Origin of the sequence: Streptomyces sp. NPDC001852 (genome assembly GCF_042891825.1) — a bacterium.
Lineage (GTDB): Bacteria > Actinomycetota > Actinomycetes > Streptomycetales > Streptomycetaceae > Streptomyces.
The window spans coordinates 24,056-43,611 of record NZ_JBIATN010000024.1; the positions used below are offsets into that span (position 1 = coordinate 24,056).

A 19,556-nucleotide genomic window follows, 5' to 3' on the forward strand; every position below is an offset into this window, starting at 1 on the left:
CCCGGGCCTCAGCGCCCCGCCGGCACCGCCACCCCCATCACCTCCCGGGCGTGGCGGTCCGGAGTCATGCGCAGCCGCCAGGCCTGCCAGCCGTCATCCAGGCTGACCCCGCGTTCCAGCAGCAGGGCATACGCGGGGACGTAGTCGGCCAGCTTCTCGTCCCGCAGGGGATGGCCGGCGCGGGCCAGCTGGGCCAGCTCCTCCTGGGCGACCGCCGTGCCCACCTCCGCCCCGCCGGGCGCCGCGTAGGGCAGCAGGGTGCAGCGCAGGAAACGGGCCCAGTCCTCGCCGCGCCGGTCGCCGTAGGAGGCGAACAGGTCCAGCGCCTCGTCGCACAGCGCCAGCGCGGCCTGTGTCCGGGCGTTGCCCGCGTCGACCACCGCCAGCTCCAGGCAGGTCCACGCCTCGCCGTGGGCGACACCGATGCGCTGGAAGTCGGCCCGCGCGTCCATCAGGAGCTGCCGGGCGAAGCCGGAGTTGCGCAGCGAGCCGGTCTGCGCGGCCCGCTGGTCGCGGGTGACCCGCGCCGAGTGGTGCCGGGCGCAGGCCAGGCCGTAGCCGTCCCGCATCCGGGAGAACATCGTCCGGGACCGCTCCAGATCGCGCACCGCCAGGTCCCCGTCGCCGGCCTCCTCCAGCGCCTGGCCCAGGTAGTACAGCGTCCAGGCCTCGCCGCGCACGTCCTCGTTCTCCCGGTGCCGGGCGGCGGCCTGCCGGAGGCCTTCCACGGCCGGTGAGGCGTCGCCGGCCACCAGCCGGGCCCGGGCCAGCTGGGTCAGCGCCCAGGCCTCGCCGCGCGCGTCGTGCGTCCGGCCGTACCGCTCCAGGGCCGCCCGAAGCTCGGTCTCCGCACGCGGTACGTCCCCCATCCGCAGGGCCAGCTGGCCGAGCTGGAAGTGCGCCCAGGCCTCGCCGTGCACCGAACCGCCCTCGTGGTGCAGGACCAGGGAGCGGGTGAGCAGGTCCTGCGCCTCGGCCGGCCGCGCCCGGTCCCGCTGGACGGCGGCCAGGGCGTGCATCGTCCAGGCCCGGTCCGTGGCCAGCTCCGGCGCCGCCTGCAGATCCAGCGCCTCCTGTAGCCGGGCGGCGGCCTCGGTGAGGTTGCCCTGGTGGTGCAGGGTGATCCCGAGCGAGCACAGGGCGCGGGCCGCCCCCGCGTCATGGTGCGCCTCCCGGTACAGGTCCACCACCGAGGCCAGCGTGGTGCGCGCCTTGTCCAGCTCGCCCAGCTGCCGGGCCGCGATACCGGTACGCCACTGCACCGAGCGCACCAGCAGCCCCTGGTCCACGGCCTCGGCCAGCTCGCCGATCTCCCCGAGCCGGTACAGGTCGCCGCGCAGCAGGCAGTAGTCGCACAGCGCGCCCAGCAGGTTCTGCACCGCCGACTGGTTCACGCCCTCGGCGTGGCGCAGGGTCGCGGTGATGAAGCTGGACTCGTCGTCCAGCCAGCGCAGCGCCTCGTCCAGCGAGGTGAAACCGTGCGGGCCGAACTGGTGCGAGCGCGTCGACATGTTCCCGTCGACCAGGCGCAGCACCGAGTCGGCCAGGTCGGCGTAGTTCACGATCAGCCGCTCCTGCGCCGCCGCGCGCTCGGCCGGGTCCTCCTCGTCCAGCAGCCGGGCCTGGGCGAAGGCGCGCACCAGGTCGTGCAGCCGGTAGCGGCTGCCGCGCACATGGTCGATCAGACCCGCCCGGGCCAGGGCGACAAGGTGGCGCATGGCCTCGGCCTCGTCGGTGGCGAGCAGCGCTGCGGCCGCCGCGGCGCCCAGCGAGGCCCGGCCCGCGAGCGCGAGCCTGCGCAGCAGCCGGCGCGCCGGCTCCGGCTGGTCGGTGTAGCGCAGCCACAGGGCCCGCTCCACCGGCTCCACCGGGCCGTACGCGCCCAGATCCGTGGCCAGCTGCCGGGGCGAGCGCGGGCCGAGCGCCGAGCCGGCGATCCTCAGCGCCAGCGGCAGCCCACCGGTGAGGTCCCGTATCCGGTCGGCGGACTCGGCGTCGTACGGACCCGACGCGTCCTCGGCGACGGCGCCGAGCAGGTCCTCGGCACCCGCCGCGTCCAGCGCCTCGACCGGCAGATCGTGCACCCAGGCCGGCAGATCCGCCGGCAGGTCCAGGGCGCTGCGGGCCGTGACCAGGACCAGGCTGTCGGAGCGCTCGGGCACCAGCGCCCGCACCTGCTCCGGGTCCGAGGCGTCGTCCAGCACGATCGTCACCGGCAGGCCGGACAGGTGCTGGTGGTACAGCTCGCCGAGCCGCTTGACCTGCTGGTCCGGGGAGGAGCGCTCCCGGAACAGCAGTTGCTCGCGGGGCGCACCGAGCCGGTTGAGCAGATGCAGCAGGGCGTCCCGCGTCGCCAGTGGCGCCGCCTCCCGGGTGCCACCGCGCAGATCCACCACCACCGCGCCACGGAAGTGGTCCCGCAGCTCGTGCGCCGCGCGCACCGCGAGCGTGGTCCGGCCCGAGCCGGGCTCGCCGTGCAGCACGACCACCGTGGGCCGGGTCTCGGTGGCCGCCCGGGCGGCCTGCGCCCACTGCCGGATCCGCGCCAGCTCCGCCCGGCGCCCCGCGAACGGGCCGTCCGCGACCGGGAGCTGCCCGAACGACTGCTCCAGCACCGTACGCCGACGGGCCGCGGCGCTCTTGTTTGCGCCGCGCAGTGTCGGGCCGCCCTTCTTCTTCGGGGTGGTGGAGGCGGTCAGCACCCGCTGCTGGTCGAGGAACGGGCGGATGCCGCGCACCTCGAGCGCGGTGAGCCACTGCAGCCGGAGCTGCTCGGTCCCGCCGGGCTGGCCGGCCGCGCCCGCCCGGTGGTGCGCGGCGGGCAGATGGGCGCCGGCCACCTTCACCACGGAGGCGGCGGCACCGACCACGCCCGCGGCGACACCCGCGCCGACGGCCGGGCCGGCACCGGTGCCGAGGCAGAGGTCGGCCACGCCCGCGGCCACCGCGGCGACCACCGCCACCAGCAGCGCGGTTCCGGCGCCCTCACGGGCGTACCGCTGGCCGAAGGTCAGCCGGCCCGCCTCGGTCTCGTCCAGCGCGTGGACGTACGCCTCGTACTCCTCGCCGGCCGCCCCCGCCATCGCCTCCAGCGCACCGCGCGCCCGCGACAGCAGCAGCTGTCCGTCGATCCGCCCGCCCGAGCGCCGTACCTCTTCCTCGACGGCCCGTACCAGCAGCCGCTCGGCCTCCGCCCGATGGCCGTCCCGCATGTCCCGTCCCCCTCCGGTGCCAACTCCCTTGCCCATGAGTGTCCTTCGAGTGAGACGGGATGGCGAGGGGGTGGTGATCAGGGGGTGCGGTGAGAGTTTCGTGCCCACTCCTTGACGGGCGGCCGGGTTCGCGGCGGCGGGGCGCCTTGCGCCGGCCCCTTCCCCTGCCCAGCGCGAGGCAGACGCACGCCCCCGCCAGCGCCCCCTCCGCCACCGCGCACAGCAGCGCCTCGGCCAGTGGGGCGCCCGTGCCCGCTGTCGTTATGTCGAACCAGGCGTCCAGCACCGCCACCGACGCTGTCGCCGAAGCCGTCAGGTGGACCCTCGCATCGCCACGCAGGCCGAGCAGGGCCGTCGCCGCGCAGCCCGTCGCCATGAGGACGTCGAGGCCGATCCAGGCCAGGGGCCAGTTGTCGACCTCTGTGCTGCCCGGCAGGGTCAGGGCCAGCACCGCCATCCACGGCACCAGCAGGACCGCCGTGGCCCCCAACAGGACCAAGGGCCACTTCCTCCGAGCGGTCTCCGCCACCCTCACACTCACGCTCACGTCCTCCCCCTCTCGTCGTCCCTCCGACATCGACTGCACCAGAATGCAGAGAAAACTCTGCAAAGAAATCTCGGCAGACATGGGGGTCTTCTCAGGGTTCTCAGGGTTACCGTGGCCGCATGACCGACGGCATGCCCGAGATGACGAGCCTGGAGCGCACCGCCCTCTACAAATCCCTCGGCAACCCGCTGCGCCGCCGGATCCTCGAATACCTCGGCCGACACGGCGAGGCGAACTCCACCGTCCTGGCTCGCGAACTCGGCGAGAGCTCCGGCACCACCAGCTACCACCTGCGCAAACTCGCCGAGCAGCGGCTGATCGAGGAGATCCCGGAGAAGTCCGGCGGGCGCGAGCGCTGGTGGCGGTCCCGGCCCTTCAGCCACACCACGCCCGACCCGGCCACGATGGCGCCGGAGGAGTACGAGGCCGCCGCCCGGCTCGCCCACCTGAAGATCGAGTTCGACACCGCCCTGTACCGCCGCGCCCACCAGGAGTACCGCGGTCCAGAGGGCTGGTCCCAGGTCCAGCGCCACGGAACCTGGCTGACCAGGGAGGAACTGCTCGCTTTCCTGCGGGAGTACCACGCCCTGCTGGAACGCTACGGCCACCCGCGCGAGGAGGCCCCCGAAGGGGCGCGCCCGGTACTGATGCGTTTCTACGCGGTACCGGAGCCCGTGGCGCCCGAAGCGACCGGTACCTGATCGTCGGACCGGGCATGAAGGGCAGTCCTTCCTGGGACTACTCGCGAATGTGCCCTGTCCGGAAGGCCGAGCCTTCGCAGGACTGACCCGAACGTGTGGGGCAGGATGGGGGGTATGCCGAACCGACTGGCTCACGAGACGTCCCCGTACCTCCTCCAGCATGCCGACAATCCGGTCGACTGGTGGCCTTGGTCGGCTCAGGCATTCGATGAGGCCCGCAGGACGAACAAACCCGTCCTGCTGAGCGTCGGGTATTCGAGCTGCCACTGGTGCCATGTCCTCGCGAGCGAGAGCTTCGAGGACGAAGTGACGGCCGCCTTCATGAACGAGCACTTCGTCAGCATCAAGGTCGACCGCGAGGAACGCCCGGACGTGGACGCGGTCTACATGGAGGCCGTACAGGCCGCCACCGGTCAGGGCGGCTGGCCGATGACCGTCTTCCTCACCCCGGACGCCGCGCCCTTCTACTTCGGGACCTATTTCCCGCCCGCGCCCCGGCACGGCATGCCCTCCTTCCGGCAGGTGCTGGAGGGTGTGCAACAGGCCTGGAGCACCCGTCGGGACGAGGTCGCGGAGGTCGCCGGGAAGATCGTCCGCGATCTCGCCCAGCGGGAGATCAGCCACCAGGGCGCCCAGCCGCCCGGTGAGCAGGAACTCGCCCAGGCCCTCCTCGGGCTCACGCGCGAGTACGACCCGCAGCGCGGCGGATTCGGCGGCGCGCCGAAGTTCCCGCCGTCCATGGTGCTGGAGTTCCTGCTGCGGCACCACGCCAGGACCGGCGCCGAGGGCGCGTTGCAGATGGCGCAGGACACCTGTGAGCGGATGGCCCGCGGCGGGATCTACGACCAGCTCGGCGGCGGGTTCGCCCGCTACTCGGTCGACCGTGACTGGGTCGTGCCGCACTTCGAGAAGATGCTGTACGACAACGCGCTGCTGTGCCGTGTGTACGCCCACCTGTGGCGGGCCACCGGATCGGACCTCGCCCGGCGTGTCGCCCTGGAGACCGCCGACTTCCTCGTGCGGGAACTGTGCACGGACGAGGGCGGGTTCGCCTCGGCGCTGGACGCCGACAGCGACGACGGCAGCGGGCGGCACGTCGAGGGCGCGTACTACGTGTGGACGCCCGAGCGGCTGCGCGCCGTCCTCGGGGACACGGACGGCGACCTCGCCGCCCAGTACTTCGGCGTGACCGACGAGGGCACCTTCGAGCACGGGCAGTCCGTCCTCCAACTGCCCCAGCAGGACACGGTCTTCGACGCCCAGAAGATCGCCTCGGTCAAGGAGCGCCTGCTCCACGAGCGGCGGCAGCGCCCCGCGCCCGGCCGGGACGACAAGGTCGTCGCCGCCTGGAACGGCCTCGCCGTCGCCGCGCTCGCCGAGACCGGCGCCTACTTCGGCCGGCCCGATCTGGTCGAGGCCGCCCTCGGCGCCGCCGACCTGCTCGTCCGGGTGCACCTCGACGAGCACGCCCGGCTCGCCCGCACCAGCAGGGACGGCCGTGTCGGCCCGAACGACGGCGTGCTGGAGGACTACGCCGACGTCGCCGAGGGCTTCCTCGCGCTCGCGTCCGTGACCGGCGAGGGCGTCTGGCTGGACTTCGCCGGGCTGCTCCTCGACCAGGTGCTCGCCCGCTTCACCGACCCCGGGTCCGGCGCGCTCTTCGACACCGCCTCCGACGCCGAGCGGCTGATCCGCCGGCCGCAGGACCCCACCGACAACGCCACCCCGTCGGGCTGGACCGCGGCGGCGGGCGCGCTGCTGGGCTATGCCGCGCACACCGGGTCCGAGCCGCACCGGACCGCCGCCGAGCGGGCGCTGGGTGTCGTGAAGACCCTGGGGCCGCGCGTGCCCCGGTTCATCGGCTGGGGGCTCGCCGTCGCCGAGGCCCTCCTCGACGGCCCCAGGGAGATCGCCGTCGTAGGACCGGGATCCGGAGCCGAAGCCGGAGCGGGCCTCGCGGACGAGAGGACGGCCGCCCTGCACCGTACGGCACTTCTGGGCACCGCCCCGGGTGCCGTCGTCGCCGTCGGGACTGCGGACAGTGACGAGTTCCCGCTCCTCGCCGACCGGCCCCTGCAGCAGGGCGAACCGACCGCGTACGTCTGCCGTAACTTCACCTGTGACGCGCCGACGACCGATCCGGAACGGCTCCGTACGTCCCTGAACAGCGCCTGAGCCTCCGGAATCCCGGCGCGGGAAGGTGCGAACTGTCCGAAACGGAGCACGTGTTCGGATAGATCCCGCTACTCGTACCACCGTTCCGAAACAAGCTATTTATCGGAAGAGCTCCCACGCTTCACAGATCCCCCCTACTGTCTCCACAGCGGGTTGACGGGTGGTCACTCACCGTTGTCCGCACAGGGGGTAATCGGGATCTGGGGGGATCTTTTTGCTCACGTCTGTCTTCATCGCCGCCGTCTCACTGGCCCTGTTCTGGATGGCGGCTTTCACCCTGTGGTGGCAGATGCACGCGTGGCGTACGCCCGAGGTGCTGGCCTCCACCCGTTTCGGCAGACCGGACGGCGACGAACACGTGTCGTTCTCACTGCTGCTGCCCGCCCGGCACGAGCAGGCGGTGCTGGACCACACCATCCAGCGGCTGCTGGAATCCACGCACACCGACTTCGAGATCATCGTGATCGTCGGGCACGACGACCCGGAGACCACCGAGGTGGCGGAGAAGGCCGCCGCACGGGACGCGCGCGTCCGGGTCGTCGTCGACACCCACGAGAAGAAGAACAAGCCGAAGGCCATGAACACGGCGCTGCCGCACTGCCGCGGTGACGTCGTCGGGGTCTTCGACGCCGAGGACCAGGTCCACCCGGAACTGCTCGCGCACGTCGACCACGCCTTCCGCACCACCGGCGCGGACGTCGTCCAGGGCGGGGTCCAGCTCATCAACTTCCACTCCAGCTGGTACAGCCTGCGCAACTGCCTGGAGTACTTCTTCTGGTTCCGCTCCCGGCTGCACCTGCACGCGCAGAAGGGCTTCATCCCGCTCGGCGGCAACACCGTCTTCGTGCGGACCGGCGTCCTCAGGGAAGCGGACGGCTGGGACCCCAACTGCCTCGCCGAGGACTGCGACCTGGGCGTCCGGCTGTCCAGCGTCGGCAAGAAGGTCGTCGTCGCCTACGACTCCGACATGGTCACCAGGGAGGAGACCCCGGGTTCCCTCATGTCGCTGCTCAAGCAGCGCACCCGCTGGAACCAGGGCTTCCTGCAGGTGTACCGGAAGAAGGACTGGCGGCAACTGCCGGGATTCGGCCAGCGGTTGCTCGCCCGGTACACCCTGATGACCCCGTTCATGCAGGCCTTCTCCGGCGTGATCATCCCGCTCAACGCCGCCGTCGCGCTCTTCCTCGACGTGCCCGTAGGGGTCGCCTTCCTCACCTTCCTGCCGCTGGTCACCGCCGCCGTCACCTTCGTCTTCGAGGTGGTCGGGCTGCACGACTTCGGCAAGCAGTACGGCCTGCGGGTCCGGCTCGTCCACTACGTGAAGCTCATCGTGGGCGGGCCCTTCTACCAGGTCCTCCTCGCCGGAGCCGCGATCCGTGCTGTCTGGCGCGAGCAACGCGGCCGCAATGACTGGGAGTTGACCACGCACGTCGGCGCGCACCTCACCGCGGCCGAGCCCATCCGAGAGGACGTTCCTGCGTGACCTCCACACTTCCCGCGGTGACCGCAGCGAAGGTCCCCGCGCAGCGCCCACCTGTGCCGGAGGGTCGTTCGACCGGCCGAACAAACCCGCCGCCGCGACTCCGCTCCTCCCGTCCCGACCTGCTGCTCTGCGGCCTGCTGCTCACGGCGATCCTCGTCGTCCAGGGCTGGAACATCGCCGCCTACCCGACCCTCAGCGACGACGAGGGCACCTACCTCGCCCAGGCCTGGGCCGTTCAGCAGGGCCGGGGCCTCGCCCACTACACCTACTGGTACGACCACCCGCCGCTCGGCTGGATCCAGATAGCCCTGCTCAGCTGGATCCCCTCGGCGATCAGTCCCGGCTCGATGACCGTCGGCACCATGCGGCTCACCATGCTGCTGGTCAGCGGCATCAGCGCGGTCCTCGTCTACGTCCTCGGCCGCCGGCTCTCCCTGCCCCGCTGGGCCGCCGGACTCGGCATGGCCCTGTTCGGGCTCTCCCCGCTCGCGGTCGTCCTCAGCCGGGAGATCTTCCTCGACAACATCGCCGTGATGTGGCTGCTGCTGGCGTTCTGCCTCGCCGCCTCGCCCAGCCGCCACCTCTGGCACCACTTCGGCGCGGGCCTCGCCGCCGCCACGGGCGTGCTCACCAAGGAGACGATGCTCGTCGTCCTGCCCGCCCTGTTCGTCACCATGTGGCGGCACAGCCACCGCGACACCCGCAAGTTCGCCCTCACCGGAGCCGTCACCGGGTGCGCCCTGGCCGGCTTCTCCTACCCGCTGTTCGCCCTGCTCAAGGGCGAGCTGTTCCCGGGCGCCGGGCACGTGTCCCTGTGGGACGGCATCACCTACCAGATGTCCAGGCCCGGCTCGGGATTCATCCTCGATGCGGGCTCCGGCTCCTACGGCGTTCTGCACTCCTGGCTGTACTACGACCGCGTCCTGCCCCTCGGCGGCCTCGCCGCGGCCCTGCTCCTGCTGCTCACCCGGCGCTGGTCGGTCACCGCCCGGGCCCTCGCCGGACCGGCAATCACGGTGGCCGTGCTGGCCGCGGTGGCGCTGCGTCCGGGCGGCTATCTGCCCGCCATGTACGTCATCGGCGCGCTGCCCTTCCTCTCCCTGGTCCTCGCGGGCGGCGCCGCCTCCGTCGCGCACGCGGTCACCAGCAGATGGCGCACGCAGGGCGAGAAGCGGTACGTCACCGGCGGCCGGTACGCGCTCGCCGCCGCCCTCGCCCTCGCCGCCGGCGCCTATGTCGTACCGCACTGGTACGACGGCGACCGCACCGCCGTCACCGCCGACGCCAACGGGCCCTACCGGCAGGCCTCCCACTGGCTCAGCACCGAGGTGGCGGACCCGAAGGACACCCGCGTGCTCGTCGACGACGCCCTCTGGCTGGACCTCGTGCACGCCGGATACCGGCCCGGTCTCGGCGCCATCTGGTTCTACAAGGCCGACCTCGACCCGGCCGTCACGAAGACGATGCCGCACGGCTGGCGGGACATCGACTACGTCGTCGCCTCACCGACCGTCCGCCGCGACGCCAGGAACCTGCCGAACGTCCGGGCCGCCATCCGGCACTCCACGCCGGTCGCCACGTTCGGCAGCGGGCCCGACCGCATCGAGATCCGTCAGGTCCGGGCAGCGGGGGCCGGCCGATGAGCGAGCACACGGCGCCGGTACCCGGTCTGCGAGCCACCGAGGTGCCGGAACCCGGCGCCGTCACCATCGTCGTACCGACCTTCAACGAGTCCGCGAACATCCGGCAGTTGCTGCACGAGATCACCGAGTCGGTGCCCGCGCGGCTGCCCTGCGAGGTCCTCTTCGTGGACGACTCGACCGACGACACCCCCGAGGTCGTCCGCGCGGCGGCCCGGGACTGCCCGTTCCCGGTGGCCGTGCTGCACCGCGAGGAACCCGTCGGCGGGCTCGGCGGGGCGGTGGTCGAGGGACTGCGGGCGGCGACCTCGCAGTGGGTCGTCGTGATGGACGGCGACTGCCAGCATCCGCCGTCCCTGATACCTGAGCTGGTGGCCACCGGCGAGCGGGCGAACGCCGGGCTGGTCGTCGCCTCCCGGTACCTCGCGGGTGGCAGCCGGGCGGGGCTGGCCGGCGGCTACCGGGTGGCCGTCTCGCGCGGCGCGACCTGGCTGGCCAAGGCACTCTTCCCACGCAGACTGCGCGGCATCAGCGACCCGATGAGCGGCTTCTTCGCCATCCGCCGCAGCGCGGTCACGGCGGACGTGCTGCGGCCCCTCGGCTACAAGATCCTGCTGGAACTGGCCGTACGCAGCCGCCCCCGGCAGGTCGCCGAGGTGCCGTTCGCCTTCCAGGACCGGTTCGCCGGCGAGTCCAAGTCCACCGCCCGGGAGGGCTTCCGCTTCCTGCGCCACCTGGCGGGCCTGCGCACCGCCTCCCCGGTGGCCCGCATGGTCGGCTTCGGACTGATCGGCGCGAGCGGGTTCGTGCCGAACCTCGTCGGGCTCTGGGCACTGACCGCCCTCGGCATGCACTACCTTCCCGCCGAGATCCTCGCCAACCAGTTCGGGGTCGCCTGGAACTTCCTGCTGATCGAGCAGCTGCTGTTCCGCGACCGGCGCGCACACCGCCGCTGGTGGGACCGGCTCGGCCGGTTCGCGCTGCTGGCCAACGCCGACCTGGTGCTGCGCATCCCGCTGATCGCCCTGCTCGTCGGCCGGTTCGGCATGGGCGCCCTGCCGGCCACCGCGCTCGCACTGGTCATGACGTTCGTTCTGCGCTTCGCCGGCACCGAGGCGCTGGTCTACCTCCCCCGTCGCCGGGGGAGCCGAGCAAGGAGAGCCGTGTGAGCAGCAGATACCGCAGACGGACCGCGCTGTTCGGGGTGGGCGCCCTGACCGCCGGTCTGCTCCTCACCTCGCCGCAGAGCGCCGAGGCCGCCAACCTGATCAAGAACCCCGGCTTCGAGACCGCGGGCAGCGACGACATGCCGTACTGCTGGGAGAAGTCGGGCTGGGGCGACAACGACTTCACCTTCGAGACGACCTCGGACGCGCACTCCGGGACCAGGGCCATGAAGGTCACGCTGACCCGCCGCGTCGACGGCGACCGCAAGGCGATGATCACGGAGTCCGCCGACTGCGCGCCGGCCGTCTCGGTGGGCAAGCAGTACGACCTCGGGCTCTGGTACAAGACCACGACGCCGGACGCCAACATCACCCTCTTCCGGCACGACACCACGGCCGGCTGGCAGTACTGGACCGACCTGAAGACCCTCGACATGGCGTCGGCCTGGACGCAGGCCACGGTCCGCACCCCGCAGATCCCGGCCGGCACCGACCGCATCACGTGGGGTGTCTCCGTCTACGGCACCGGTTCGGCGACCACCGACGACTACACCATGGACCAGGTCCCGGACCCGCTCCCGCCGGCCCCGTGCACGGGCACCACCGACCAGTGCGCCAACGGCAGTTGGTCGGTACTGCCGACGCAGAACCCGGTCCGCTCCATGCACTCGGTCGTGCTCGACAACGGCAAGGTGCTCCTGATCGCCGGCTCCGGCAACAGCGAGGAGAACTTCAACGCGGGCACGTTCACGAGCGCGGTGTACGACCCGGCGAACGGCACGTACAAGGTCATCCCCACTCCGAAGGACATGTTCTGCGCGGGGCACGTCCAGCTGCAGGACGGCCGGGTGCTGGTGCTGAGCGGCAACAAGGCGTACCCGGTCGCGGGCGGGCACGGCTACGAGGGGTTCAAGGACTCGTACATCTTCGACCCGACGACCGAGACCTACAGCAAGACCAACGACCTGAACGACGGCCACTGGTACCCCTCGGCGACCGAGCTCGGCAACGGTGACGTCATCTCCTTCGGCGGGCTCCGCGAGGACTCCACCGGCTCGGTGACCGCCGAGAAGTTCAGTTACGCGCAGAACCAGTGGCTGCCGCTGTCCCAGGTCAACCAGACCTGGTCGTACTGGGGCCTGTACCCGGCGATGATCCTGATGCAGGACGGCCGCCTCTTCTACACGGGCAGCCATGTCTTCGGCAACAACATCCCCGGCAGCGGCTCGGCGATCTACGACTACGACGCCAACACGATCACACAGATCCCGGGGCTGCAGAACAAGGACGAGCGCGACCAGTCCGCGTCCGTGCTGCTGCCCCCGGCGCAGGACCAGAGGGTCCTCACCATCGGCGGCGGCAACATCGACTCCAACCCCGACGCGAACCGGCTCACCGACCTGATCGACCTCAAGCAGGCGAACCCGTCGTACGTCGCCGGGCCGCCGGTCCCGCAGGGCACGGTCGACCTGGGCGGCGGGCCCCAGCCGGAGACCGGCAACCAGGGCAAGATGTACGTCTCCGCGGTGCTGCTGCCCGACGGCAAGGTGCTGGAGACCGGCGGCGCCCTGCACAACCGCGCCAACCCGGTGTACGAGTCCTCGGTCTACGACCCGGCCACGAACGCCTTCGACCCGGTCGCGGCCGACCCCGAGTCCCGTGGCTACCACTCCTCGGCGTTCCTGCTGCCCGACGGCCGGGTGATGGCGACGGGCGACAACCCGGGCAACGGCAGCTGGAACCACAACGTGTCGATCTACACCCCGCCCTACCTCTACAAGGGCACCCGGCCGACGATCACCTCGGTGATCAACCAGGAGTGGAAGTACGGCGACACCCAGCGGATCACCGTCGACCGGCCCATCGCCAAGGCGGAGCTGATCCGCCCGGCGGCGGTCACGCACTCCTCCGACCCGAACCAGCGGTTCGTGGATCTCCCGCTGTCGGTGGACGGCAACAACGTGGACCTGAACGTCACGAACAACCCGGACATCGCCCCGCCCGGCTGGTACATGCTCTTCGCGGTCGACGCCAACGGGGTGCCCTCGGTGGCCAAGTGGGTGCACCTGACGGGCCCGGCGGCCCTCGGTGCCGCCTCCCCGCACATCCACGCCTTCGCCGACTCCCTGTCCGGCACAGTGTCGGGACCCGCCGAGCGGAAGACGTCCCAGCAGGTCAGCCCCACCCTCTCCGGCTGCGACCGGCACTACGGCTCGGTCAACGTGTGCGTGCCGACGGTGTTCCCGCCGGAGGTCAAGAGGACAACAGCCGCCCGCTGCACCTGGCTCCGGCAGAACCACTACGGCCGCCTGAAGGTCAACGGCGGTGACGACCCCCTGGGCCTGGACCGGAACCGGGACGGGGTGGCGTGCGGGAAGGGGGACGTCAGACGTAGCTGAGGATCAGCGGCGGGCGCGTCCCAACGCCCTTTCCACGACCGCCTCCAGCTGGTCGTGGTGGGCGCCCTTCCAGTAGGCGCGGCCGCATTCGGTGCACTGGGCGAAGACGTCGTAGGAGCGCTGGGTGCCGTGTTTGAGCTGGTCGGCGACCTCGGCCTTGGTGGCCTGTTTCAGCAGGCCGTTGCAGGCGGTGCAGCGGGTCCAGGGGTGCAGGTCGGGGGCGAAGCGGTCGAGGACGTCGTGGAGTTGGTCGTCGGGGCGGGTGCTGTAGACGAAGGCGCCGGCCCAGAGTTCGCGGCGGCGCAGCAGGCCCCGGTCGCGGCTGAGCATGACCCGCTTCTCGGCCGCCGAGCGGGTGGCGAGCGCCGCGTCGCCGATGTCCGTCGACTCGTACGCCGTGTCCACGCCGAGCAGCCGCAGCCGGCGGGCGAGCGTGCCGAGGTGGACGTCGAGGAGGAAGCGGAGGGGGGCGCCGGGGACCTGCTGGGGGCGGGTGACCGGGCGTACCTGCACCGCCTCGCCCGCCCGCGGGATGTGGGACGGCGGCACCTCGCGGCCGTCCACCACCAGCGCGCCGACCTCGGTCAGCGGCACGCCGAGGGACTCGATGACATGGCCGAGCGTCGAGACGCCGTCCGTGGCCAGGGCCGTGGCGCCGGCGCGGCGGGCGGCCGGCACGAACAGATGGAGCGCGGGGGCGACTTCGACGTGGATCTCGGGTCCGTTCACGGTGTCAGGATCGCACGCGGGACCGCCCGGACCTCAGCGGTTTTCGCCGGGGAGGCCGTGTTCCATGACGTCCAGGGCCCGGTCCGCGAAGGTGTGCAGGTCGCCCTCGAAGTCGTGCTCCGCCCAGAACATGGAGACCTCCATCAGACCGCCGATGAGCGACATCGCGTAGACGCGGACCTCCAGGCTGTCCGGGTCCAGGCCGAACCGTTCGGCGAGGGCCTGACGGAGCAGGCTGCCGGTCACCGACATGTGCTCGAACATCCGGGAGCGGACGGCGGGGACCTGCACCGTGAGGTGGGTGCGCAGGCGCACCACCTCGGGGTCCTCGGCCATGTTCGCGTCGATGGCCTTGCGCATCACATGCCGCACCGAGTCGATCCAGGACTCGCCGGCGGGCCGGGCCCGCAACTCCTCGGCCATCAGCGGGTCGTACTCGTCCGTGAGGACGATGTCCTCCTTGGTCGGGAAGTAGCGGAAGACGGTCGACGGCGACACCTCGGCGCGCTCGGCGATCTGCTCGATCGTCGTCGCGTCGTACCCCTGCTCCTTGATCAGCGCGTACGTCGCGGCGCGGATCGCCTCACGGGTCTTGATCTTCTTGCGTTCGCGCAGGCCCAGCTGGGGGCGGTCGGCGGGGGAGAGGGGGGAACGTGCGGCCGTCATACGGTTCATTGTCAGGCATCCTCCGTGGTGACGACCATGGCGGCGCCGGTGCTTTCCGCTTCCCCCGCGGGTGCCGCCGTCTTCGGCAGGAGGAGTGCCGCCAGCAGGGCGGCGACCAGCGCGGCGATCCCGCACACCAGCAGGACCACGCCCATGCCGTGGACGTAGGCGTCGTTCGCGGAGGCGGCGAGGTGCGCCGAGCCGGTCCTCGCGGCGATCAGGTGCGCGGCGATCACCGAGTCACCGGCGGTGTGTGCGACGGGCGTGGGCAGTCCCGCCACGTCGAGCCGGTCGCGGAAGACGCCGGCGAGCAGGCTGCCGAGCAGGGCGATGCCGACGGCGGCGCCGACCTGGCGCAGCGTCATGAGCAGGCCCGAGCCGCTGCCGGCCCGGTCGCGGGGCAGGGTGCCGAGCGCGCCGTCCATCGCGGGCACGATGGAGAAACCGAATCCGACGCCGGTGATCGACAGCCACAGCGCGGTGAAGCCGTAGCCGGAGTCGGCCGTCGTACGGCTGCCGAGCAGCGCGGCGAAGGCCAGCACCACCAGTCCGGCGCTCACCACGGCCCGCGCACCGAACCGGGCGACGACCGGTTGTGCGCCCCGCGCGGCGACCATCAGACCGCCCATCATCGGCAGCAGACGCACACCGGTGCCGAGGGCGTCGTTGCCGAGGACGGCCTGGAGATACGGGGGCAGCACGAACATCAGGCCGGACAGGACGAACATCGCCAGGGTCGCGGCCAGCGTGTTGAACAGGAAGCCGCGGTGGGCCAGCAGCGTCATGTCGAGCATGGGGCGTACGGCCCGGCGCTCGCGCAGCACCAGCGCGGTGAGCAGCACCGCGGCCGCCGCGAACATCGCCAGGATCAGGGCGTCGCCCCAGCCGCGGCTGGGCGCTTCGATGATCGCGTAGATGAGGGCGCCGAGGCCGGTCGCGGTGAGCGCGGTGGACAGCGGGTCGACGCGCGGGGAGGCGGGGTCGCTGGTCTCGGGGAGCAGGAGGACGCAGGCGGCGATGCCGATCGCGGCCATCGGGACGTTGACCAGGAAGACCGAGCCCCACCAGAAGTGGTTCAGCAGCCAGCCGCCGATGATCGGCCCGAGCGGCATGCCGAGTGCGGACGCGGCGGAGATGATGCCGACGGCCTTGGCGCGCTCGTCGGGGCCGAAGAGCGAGGGCAGCACGGACAGGGCGAGCGGGGTGACGAGGGCGCCGCCGATGCCCATGAACGCGCGGGCCGCGACGACCCAGTGCACGTCCGAGGCGAGCGCGCCCACCAGGGAGCCTGCGAGGAAGAGGGCGAGCCCGGTGATCAGCATCCGGCGTCGCCCGAACCGGTCGCCGAGGAGACCGGCGGGGAGCATCAGCGCGGCGAAGACGACGACGTAGGCGTCCGCCATCCACTGCTGCTGGCCGGTGGTGGCGCCGAGATCGCCGGCCATCGTCGGCAGTGCCACGTTGAGGATCGTCATGTCGAAGCCGAGCGTGAGCATGCTCGCGACCAGGGCCCCGAGGGCCCACCAGCGGCGGGGATCGCGCCGCGTCTCGTCAGCGTGAATGACAGTAGCCATGAAATGAGAGTAGCTCTCAAAATAATGGGACTGTCAATCGGTAGCTGATGGCAGGCATACGAAATCGGCCACGGCTGATGAGCCGTGGCCGGAGAGGGGTGGGAGCGGGGTGGGGGCGGGGCGGTGGGTCAGGCGTGCTGGTAGGCCACCAGCGAGATGCCGACGTAGTGGACGACGAACGCGGCGAGCGTGAAGGAGTGGAAGACCTCGTGGAAGCCGAACCAGCGCGGTGACGGGTTCGGCCGCTTGATGCCGTAGACCACGCCGCCTGCGCTGTAGAGCAGACCGCCGACGATCACGAGGACCAGGACCGCGATGCCGCCGGTGCGCATGAAGTCGGGCAGGAAGAACACGGCCGCCCAGCCCATCGCGATGTAGCAGGGGGTGTAGAGCCAGCGCGGGGCGCCCACCCAGAAGACGCGGAAGACGATGCCGGCCGCGGCGGCGCCCCAGATGCCCCACAGCAGCCAGCGACCCTTGGCTCCGGGCAGGAGCAGCAGGGTCAGCGGGGTGTAGGTGCCCGCGATGATCAGGAAGATGTTGGCGTGGTCCAGGCGGCGCAGGACGCCGTCCATCCGGGGGCTCCAGTTGCCCCGGTGGTACAGCGCGCTGACGCCGAAGAGCAGGCAGGCCGTGAGGACGTAGATCCCGCAGGCGACGCGGCCTCTGGTGGAGTCCGCGAGGGCGGTGAGCACGAGGCCCGCGATGAGCACGGCCGGGAACATGCCGAGGTGCAGCCAGCCGCGGAGCTTCGGCTTGACCTGTTGCGGCAGCGAGAGCGCGGGACCGCGGCCGTCGGCCGGCGTGTCCATGGGCGCGTCGGGGGCGGACGCAGTCATGGGGGGCATGGTACCTACGGCACCGTAAGTCGGGTGTCAGGGCGGGACTTGGTTGATCGAACGCAAAAAGACCTTCAGGTGACGCAAACCTGGACGTAAAGGGAACGCAAACGGGCCTGGAAACCGTGGCCTTCCTCACTTCGCTCACCTGTGAGGTCCCCTGGACATATGCGCACTCTGGGCGGATGATCAAATGAGTGCGGTCGGCACCGGATGAGCATCCCGCGAAGCGTCCGGGTCGCAGCCCCCACGGGGCAACAAGGACAAAATCCCTCACCAGGGTATAAATCCCTCACTTAGGAGCAACCGTGGCGCGCGACAACTCGGCTACCAGCGTTCCCACCAACCACCAGGAACTGATCTCCTGGGTCAACGAGATCGCCGAACTGACGCAGCCGGACAGTGTGGTCTGGTGTGACGGGTCCGAGGCGGAGTACGAGCGGCTGTGCGAAGAGCTCGTGGCCAAGGGCACCTTCAGGAAACTCGACCCGATCAAGCGCCCCAACTCCTACTACGCGGCCTCCGACCCGACCGACGTCGCGCGCGTCGAGGACCGGACCTTCATCTGCTCCGCGAAGGAGGAGGACGCGGGCCCGACCAACCACTGGAAGGCCCCCGCCGAGATGCGGGAGATCTTCAGCGGCGAGAAGGGCCTGTTCCGCGGCTCCATGCGGGGCCGCACCATGTACGTCGTCCCGTTCTGCATGGGTCCGCTCGGCTCCCCGCTGTCCGCGATCGGCGTGGAGATCACCGACTCCGCCTACGTCGCCGTCTCCATGCGCACGATGACGCGCATGGGCCAGGCGGTCCTGGACGAACTCGGCGACAACGGCTTCTTCGTCAAGGCCGTCCACTCCCTCGGCGCCCCGCTGGAGCAGGGCCAGGAGGACGTGCCGTGGCCGTGCAACTCCACCAAGTACATCTCGCACTTCCCCGAGGACCGCGAGATCTGGTCCTACGGCTCCGGCTACGGCGGCAACGCCCTGCTCGGCAAGAAGTGCTACGCCCTGCGGATCGCCTCCGTCATGGCCCGTGACGAGGGCTGGCTGGCCGAGCACATGCTGATCCTCAAGCTCACCCCGCCGCAGGGCGAGTCCAAGTACGTCGCCGCCGCCTTCCCGAGCGCCTGCGGCAAGACCAACCTCGCCATGCTGGAGCCCACGATCTCCGGCTGGACCGTGGAGACCATCGGCGACGACATCGCCTGGATGCGGTTCGGCGAGGACGGCCGCCTGTACGCGATCAACCCCGAGGCCGGCTTCTTCGGCGTCGCGCCCGGCACCGGCGAGCACACCAACGCCAACGCCATGAAGACCCTGTGGGGCAACTCGGTCTTCACCAACGTCGCCCTCACCGACGACGGCGACGTGTGGTGGGAGGGCATGACGGAGGAGACCCCGGCCCACCTGACGGACTGGAAGGGCCGCGACTGGACCCCGGAGTCCGCGGAGCCCGCCGCGCACCCCAACGCCCGCTTCACCACCCCCGCCTCGCAGTGCCCGATCATCGCGCCGGAGTGGGAGGACCCCAAGGGCGTGCCGATCTCGGCGATCCTCTTCGGCGGCCGCCGCGCCTCCGCGGTGCCGCTGGTGACGGAGTCCTTCGACTGGAACCACGGCGTCTTCCTCGGCGCCAACGTGGCCTCCGAGAAGACCGCCGCCGCCGAGGGCAAGGTCGGCGAGCTGCGCCGCGACCCGTTCGCGATGCTGCCGTTCTGCGGCTACAACATGGGCGACTACATGGGTCACTGGATCGACGTGGCCAAGGACAAGGACCAGTCCAAGCTGCCGAAGATCTACTACGTCAACTGGTTCCGCAAGAACGACGAGGGCAAGTTCGTCTGGCCGGGCTTCGGTGAGAACTCCCGCGTCCTGAAGTGGATCGTGGACCGCCTGGACGGCAGGGCCGAGGGCGTCGAGACCCCGATCGGCGTGCTGCCGGCCAAGGGGGCGCTGGACACCAAGGGCCTGGAACTGTCCGAGTCCGACCTGGACTTCCTGCTCACCGTCGACAAGGACGTCTGGCGCGAGGAGGCGGCACTCGTGCCCGAGCACCTCAACACCTTCGGCGACCACACCCCGAAGGAGCTGTGGGACCAGTACCACGCGCTGGTGGAGCGCCTGGGCTAGTCCCCCCGAGACTCCACGGCCGGCCGCCGTGCCCTGACCAGCGATCGTCCCGGCCGGCCGTGGTGACAGACCGGCGAGGCCCGCACAACGGCGTGGGGGTCCTGGGCCTGTCGTCACGTTCCCGCTGCCCCGCGGGAACACGGCGGCAGGCCCTCGCCCGTGTACGGCAACGCGCCCCGAAGGGGCGCGGGGAACTGCGCGAGCAACCACGAACCACAGGCAGCCGCCGAACGACATCAAGCCCTACGGCGAGACGCGGCCCGGCCCACCGCACCGACGAAACGCCCCGCACCCCA

Annotated in this window: 12 protein-coding genes; 7 read left to right on the top strand and 5 right to left on the bottom strand. The window is 71.3% G+C overall.

The genetic code is table 11. From position 1 onward, the window contains the following. Positions 1 to 8: 8 nt before the first annotated feature. Positions 9 to 3,212, bottom strand: a complete 3,204-nt coding sequence (locus ACFYZB_RS32925; protein WP_388764930.1) for a tetratricopeptide repeat protein — start codon at positions 3,210 to 3,212, stop codon at positions 9 to 11. Positions 3,213 to 3,878: 666 nt separating this feature from the next. On the opposite strand from ACFYZB_RS32925, the gene ACFYZB_RS32930 reads away from it, so the two are divergent. The 6 genes from ACFYZB_RS32930 (at position 3,879) to ACFYZB_RS32955 (ending at position 13,323) form a co-directional block, all read left to right on the top strand. Continuing rightward, complete coding sequence (locus tag ACFYZB_RS32930; protein WP_351209160.1) at positions 3,879 to 4,460, top strand: helix-turn-helix domain-containing protein; 582 nt, start codon at positions 3,879 to 3,881, stop codon at positions 4,458 to 4,460. Positions 4,461 to 4,574: 114 nt separating this feature from the next. Next, a complete protein-coding gene (locus ACFYZB_RS32935) occupies positions 4,575 to 6,635 on the top strand; it encodes a thioredoxin domain-containing protein (protein WP_388764759.1) in 2,061 nt (686 codons plus the stop codon). Positions 6,636 to 6,849: 214 nt separating this feature from the next. Continuing rightward, the gene (locus tag ACFYZB_RS32940; protein WP_351209158.1) at positions 6,850 to 8,118 is read left to right on the top strand and encodes a glycosyltransferase; all 1,269 of its coding nucleotides are present in this window, start codon (positions 6,850 to 6,852) and stop codon (positions 8,116 to 8,118) included. Then, positions 8,115 to 9,761, top strand: coding sequence for an ArnT family glycosyltransferase (locus ACFYZB_RS32945; RefSeq protein WP_388764761.1), 1,647 nt, complete (start codon positions 8,115 to 8,117; stop codon positions 9,759 to 9,761). The genes ACFYZB_RS32940 and ACFYZB_RS32945 overlap by 4 nt, the downstream gene beginning before the upstream one ends. Next, positions 9,758 to 10,927, top strand: coding sequence for a glycosyltransferase (locus ACFYZB_RS32950; protein ID WP_388764762.1), 1,170 nt, complete (start codon positions 9,758 to 9,760; stop codon positions 10,925 to 10,927). Before ACFYZB_RS32945 ends, ACFYZB_RS32950 begins: the two co-directional genes overlap by 4 nt. After that, positions 10,924 to 13,323: a galactose oxidase-like domain-containing protein gene (locus ACFYZB_RS32955; RefSeq protein WP_388764764.1), complete on the top strand. Its 2,400-nt coding sequence runs from the start codon at positions 10,924 to 10,926 to the stop codon at positions 13,321 to 13,323. Before ACFYZB_RS32950 ends, ACFYZB_RS32955 begins: the two co-directional genes overlap by 4 nt. Before the next feature lie 3 nt (positions 13,324 to 13,326). Here the strand turns inward: ACFYZB_RS32955 and ACFYZB_RS32960 are convergent, their stop codons facing one another. From ACFYZB_RS32960 to ACFYZB_RS32975, 4 genes are all read right to left on the bottom strand, one after another. Then, a complete protein-coding gene (locus ACFYZB_RS32960; RefSeq protein WP_388764766.1) occupies positions 13,327 to 14,052 on the bottom strand; it encodes a Mut7-C RNAse domain-containing protein in 726 nt (241 codons plus the stop codon). Between the two features lie 33 nt (positions 14,053 to 14,085). Further along, positions 14,086 to 14,727, bottom strand: a complete 642-nt coding sequence (locus tag ACFYZB_RS32965) for a TetR/AcrR family transcriptional regulator (protein WP_388764767.1) — start codon at positions 14,725 to 14,727, stop codon at positions 14,086 to 14,088. A 2-nt stretch (positions 14,728 to 14,729) separates the two neighbouring features. Beyond that, on the bottom strand, positions 14,730 to 16,292 hold the full coding sequence (locus ACFYZB_RS32970) for an MFS transporter (protein WP_388764769.1): 1,563 nt from the start codon (positions 16,290 to 16,292) through the stop codon (positions 14,730 to 14,732). Positions 16,293 to 16,420: 128 nt separating this feature from the next. Continuing rightward, entirely contained in the window at positions 16,421 to 17,131 is a 711-nt protein-coding gene (locus ACFYZB_RS32975) for a hemolysin III family protein (protein ID WP_388764771.1), read from the bottom strand. A gap of 308 nt (positions 17,132 to 17,439) precedes the next feature. Here ACFYZB_RS32975 and ACFYZB_RS32980 point away from each other — a divergent pair, with 308 nt between their 5' ends. After that, positions 17,440 to 19,260, top strand: coding sequence for a phosphoenolpyruvate carboxykinase (GTP) (locus tag ACFYZB_RS32980; RefSeq protein WP_388764773.1), 1,821 nt, complete (start codon positions 17,440 to 17,442; stop codon positions 19,258 to 19,260). Positions 19,261 to 19,556 lie beyond the last annotated feature (296 nt).

What these genes read in the sequence shown, in the direction of transcription:
- ACFYZB_RS32975 (WP_388764771.1), bottom strand. Translation starts at nt 17,131, where the DNA reads ATGACTGCGTCCGCCCCCGACGCGCCCATGGACACGCCGGCCGACGGC.
- ACFYZB_RS32950 (WP_388764762.1), top strand. Translation starts at nt 9,758, where the DNA reads ATGAGCGAGCACACGGCGCCGGTACCCGGTCTGCGAGCCACCGAGGTG.
- ACFYZB_RS32970 (WP_388764769.1), bottom strand. Translation starts at nt 16,292, where the DNA reads ATGGCTACTGTCATTCACGCTGACGAGACGCGGCGCGATCCCCGCCGC.
- ACFYZB_RS32925 (WP_388764930.1), bottom strand. Translation starts at nt 3,212, where the DNA reads ATGCGGGACGGCCATCGGGCGGAGGCCGAGCGGCTGCTGGTACGGGCC.
- ACFYZB_RS32930 (WP_351209160.1), top strand. Translation starts at nt 3,879, where the DNA reads ATGACCGACGGCATGCCCGAGATGACGAGCCTGGAGCGCACCGCCCTC.
- ACFYZB_RS32965 (WP_388764767.1), bottom strand. Translation starts at nt 14,727, where the DNA reads ATGAACCGTATGACGGCCGCACGTTCCCCCCTCTCCCCCGCCGACCGC.
- ACFYZB_RS32935 (WP_388764759.1), top strand. Translation starts at nt 4,575, where the DNA reads ATGCCGAACCGACTGGCTCACGAGACGTCCCCGTACCTCCTCCAGCAT.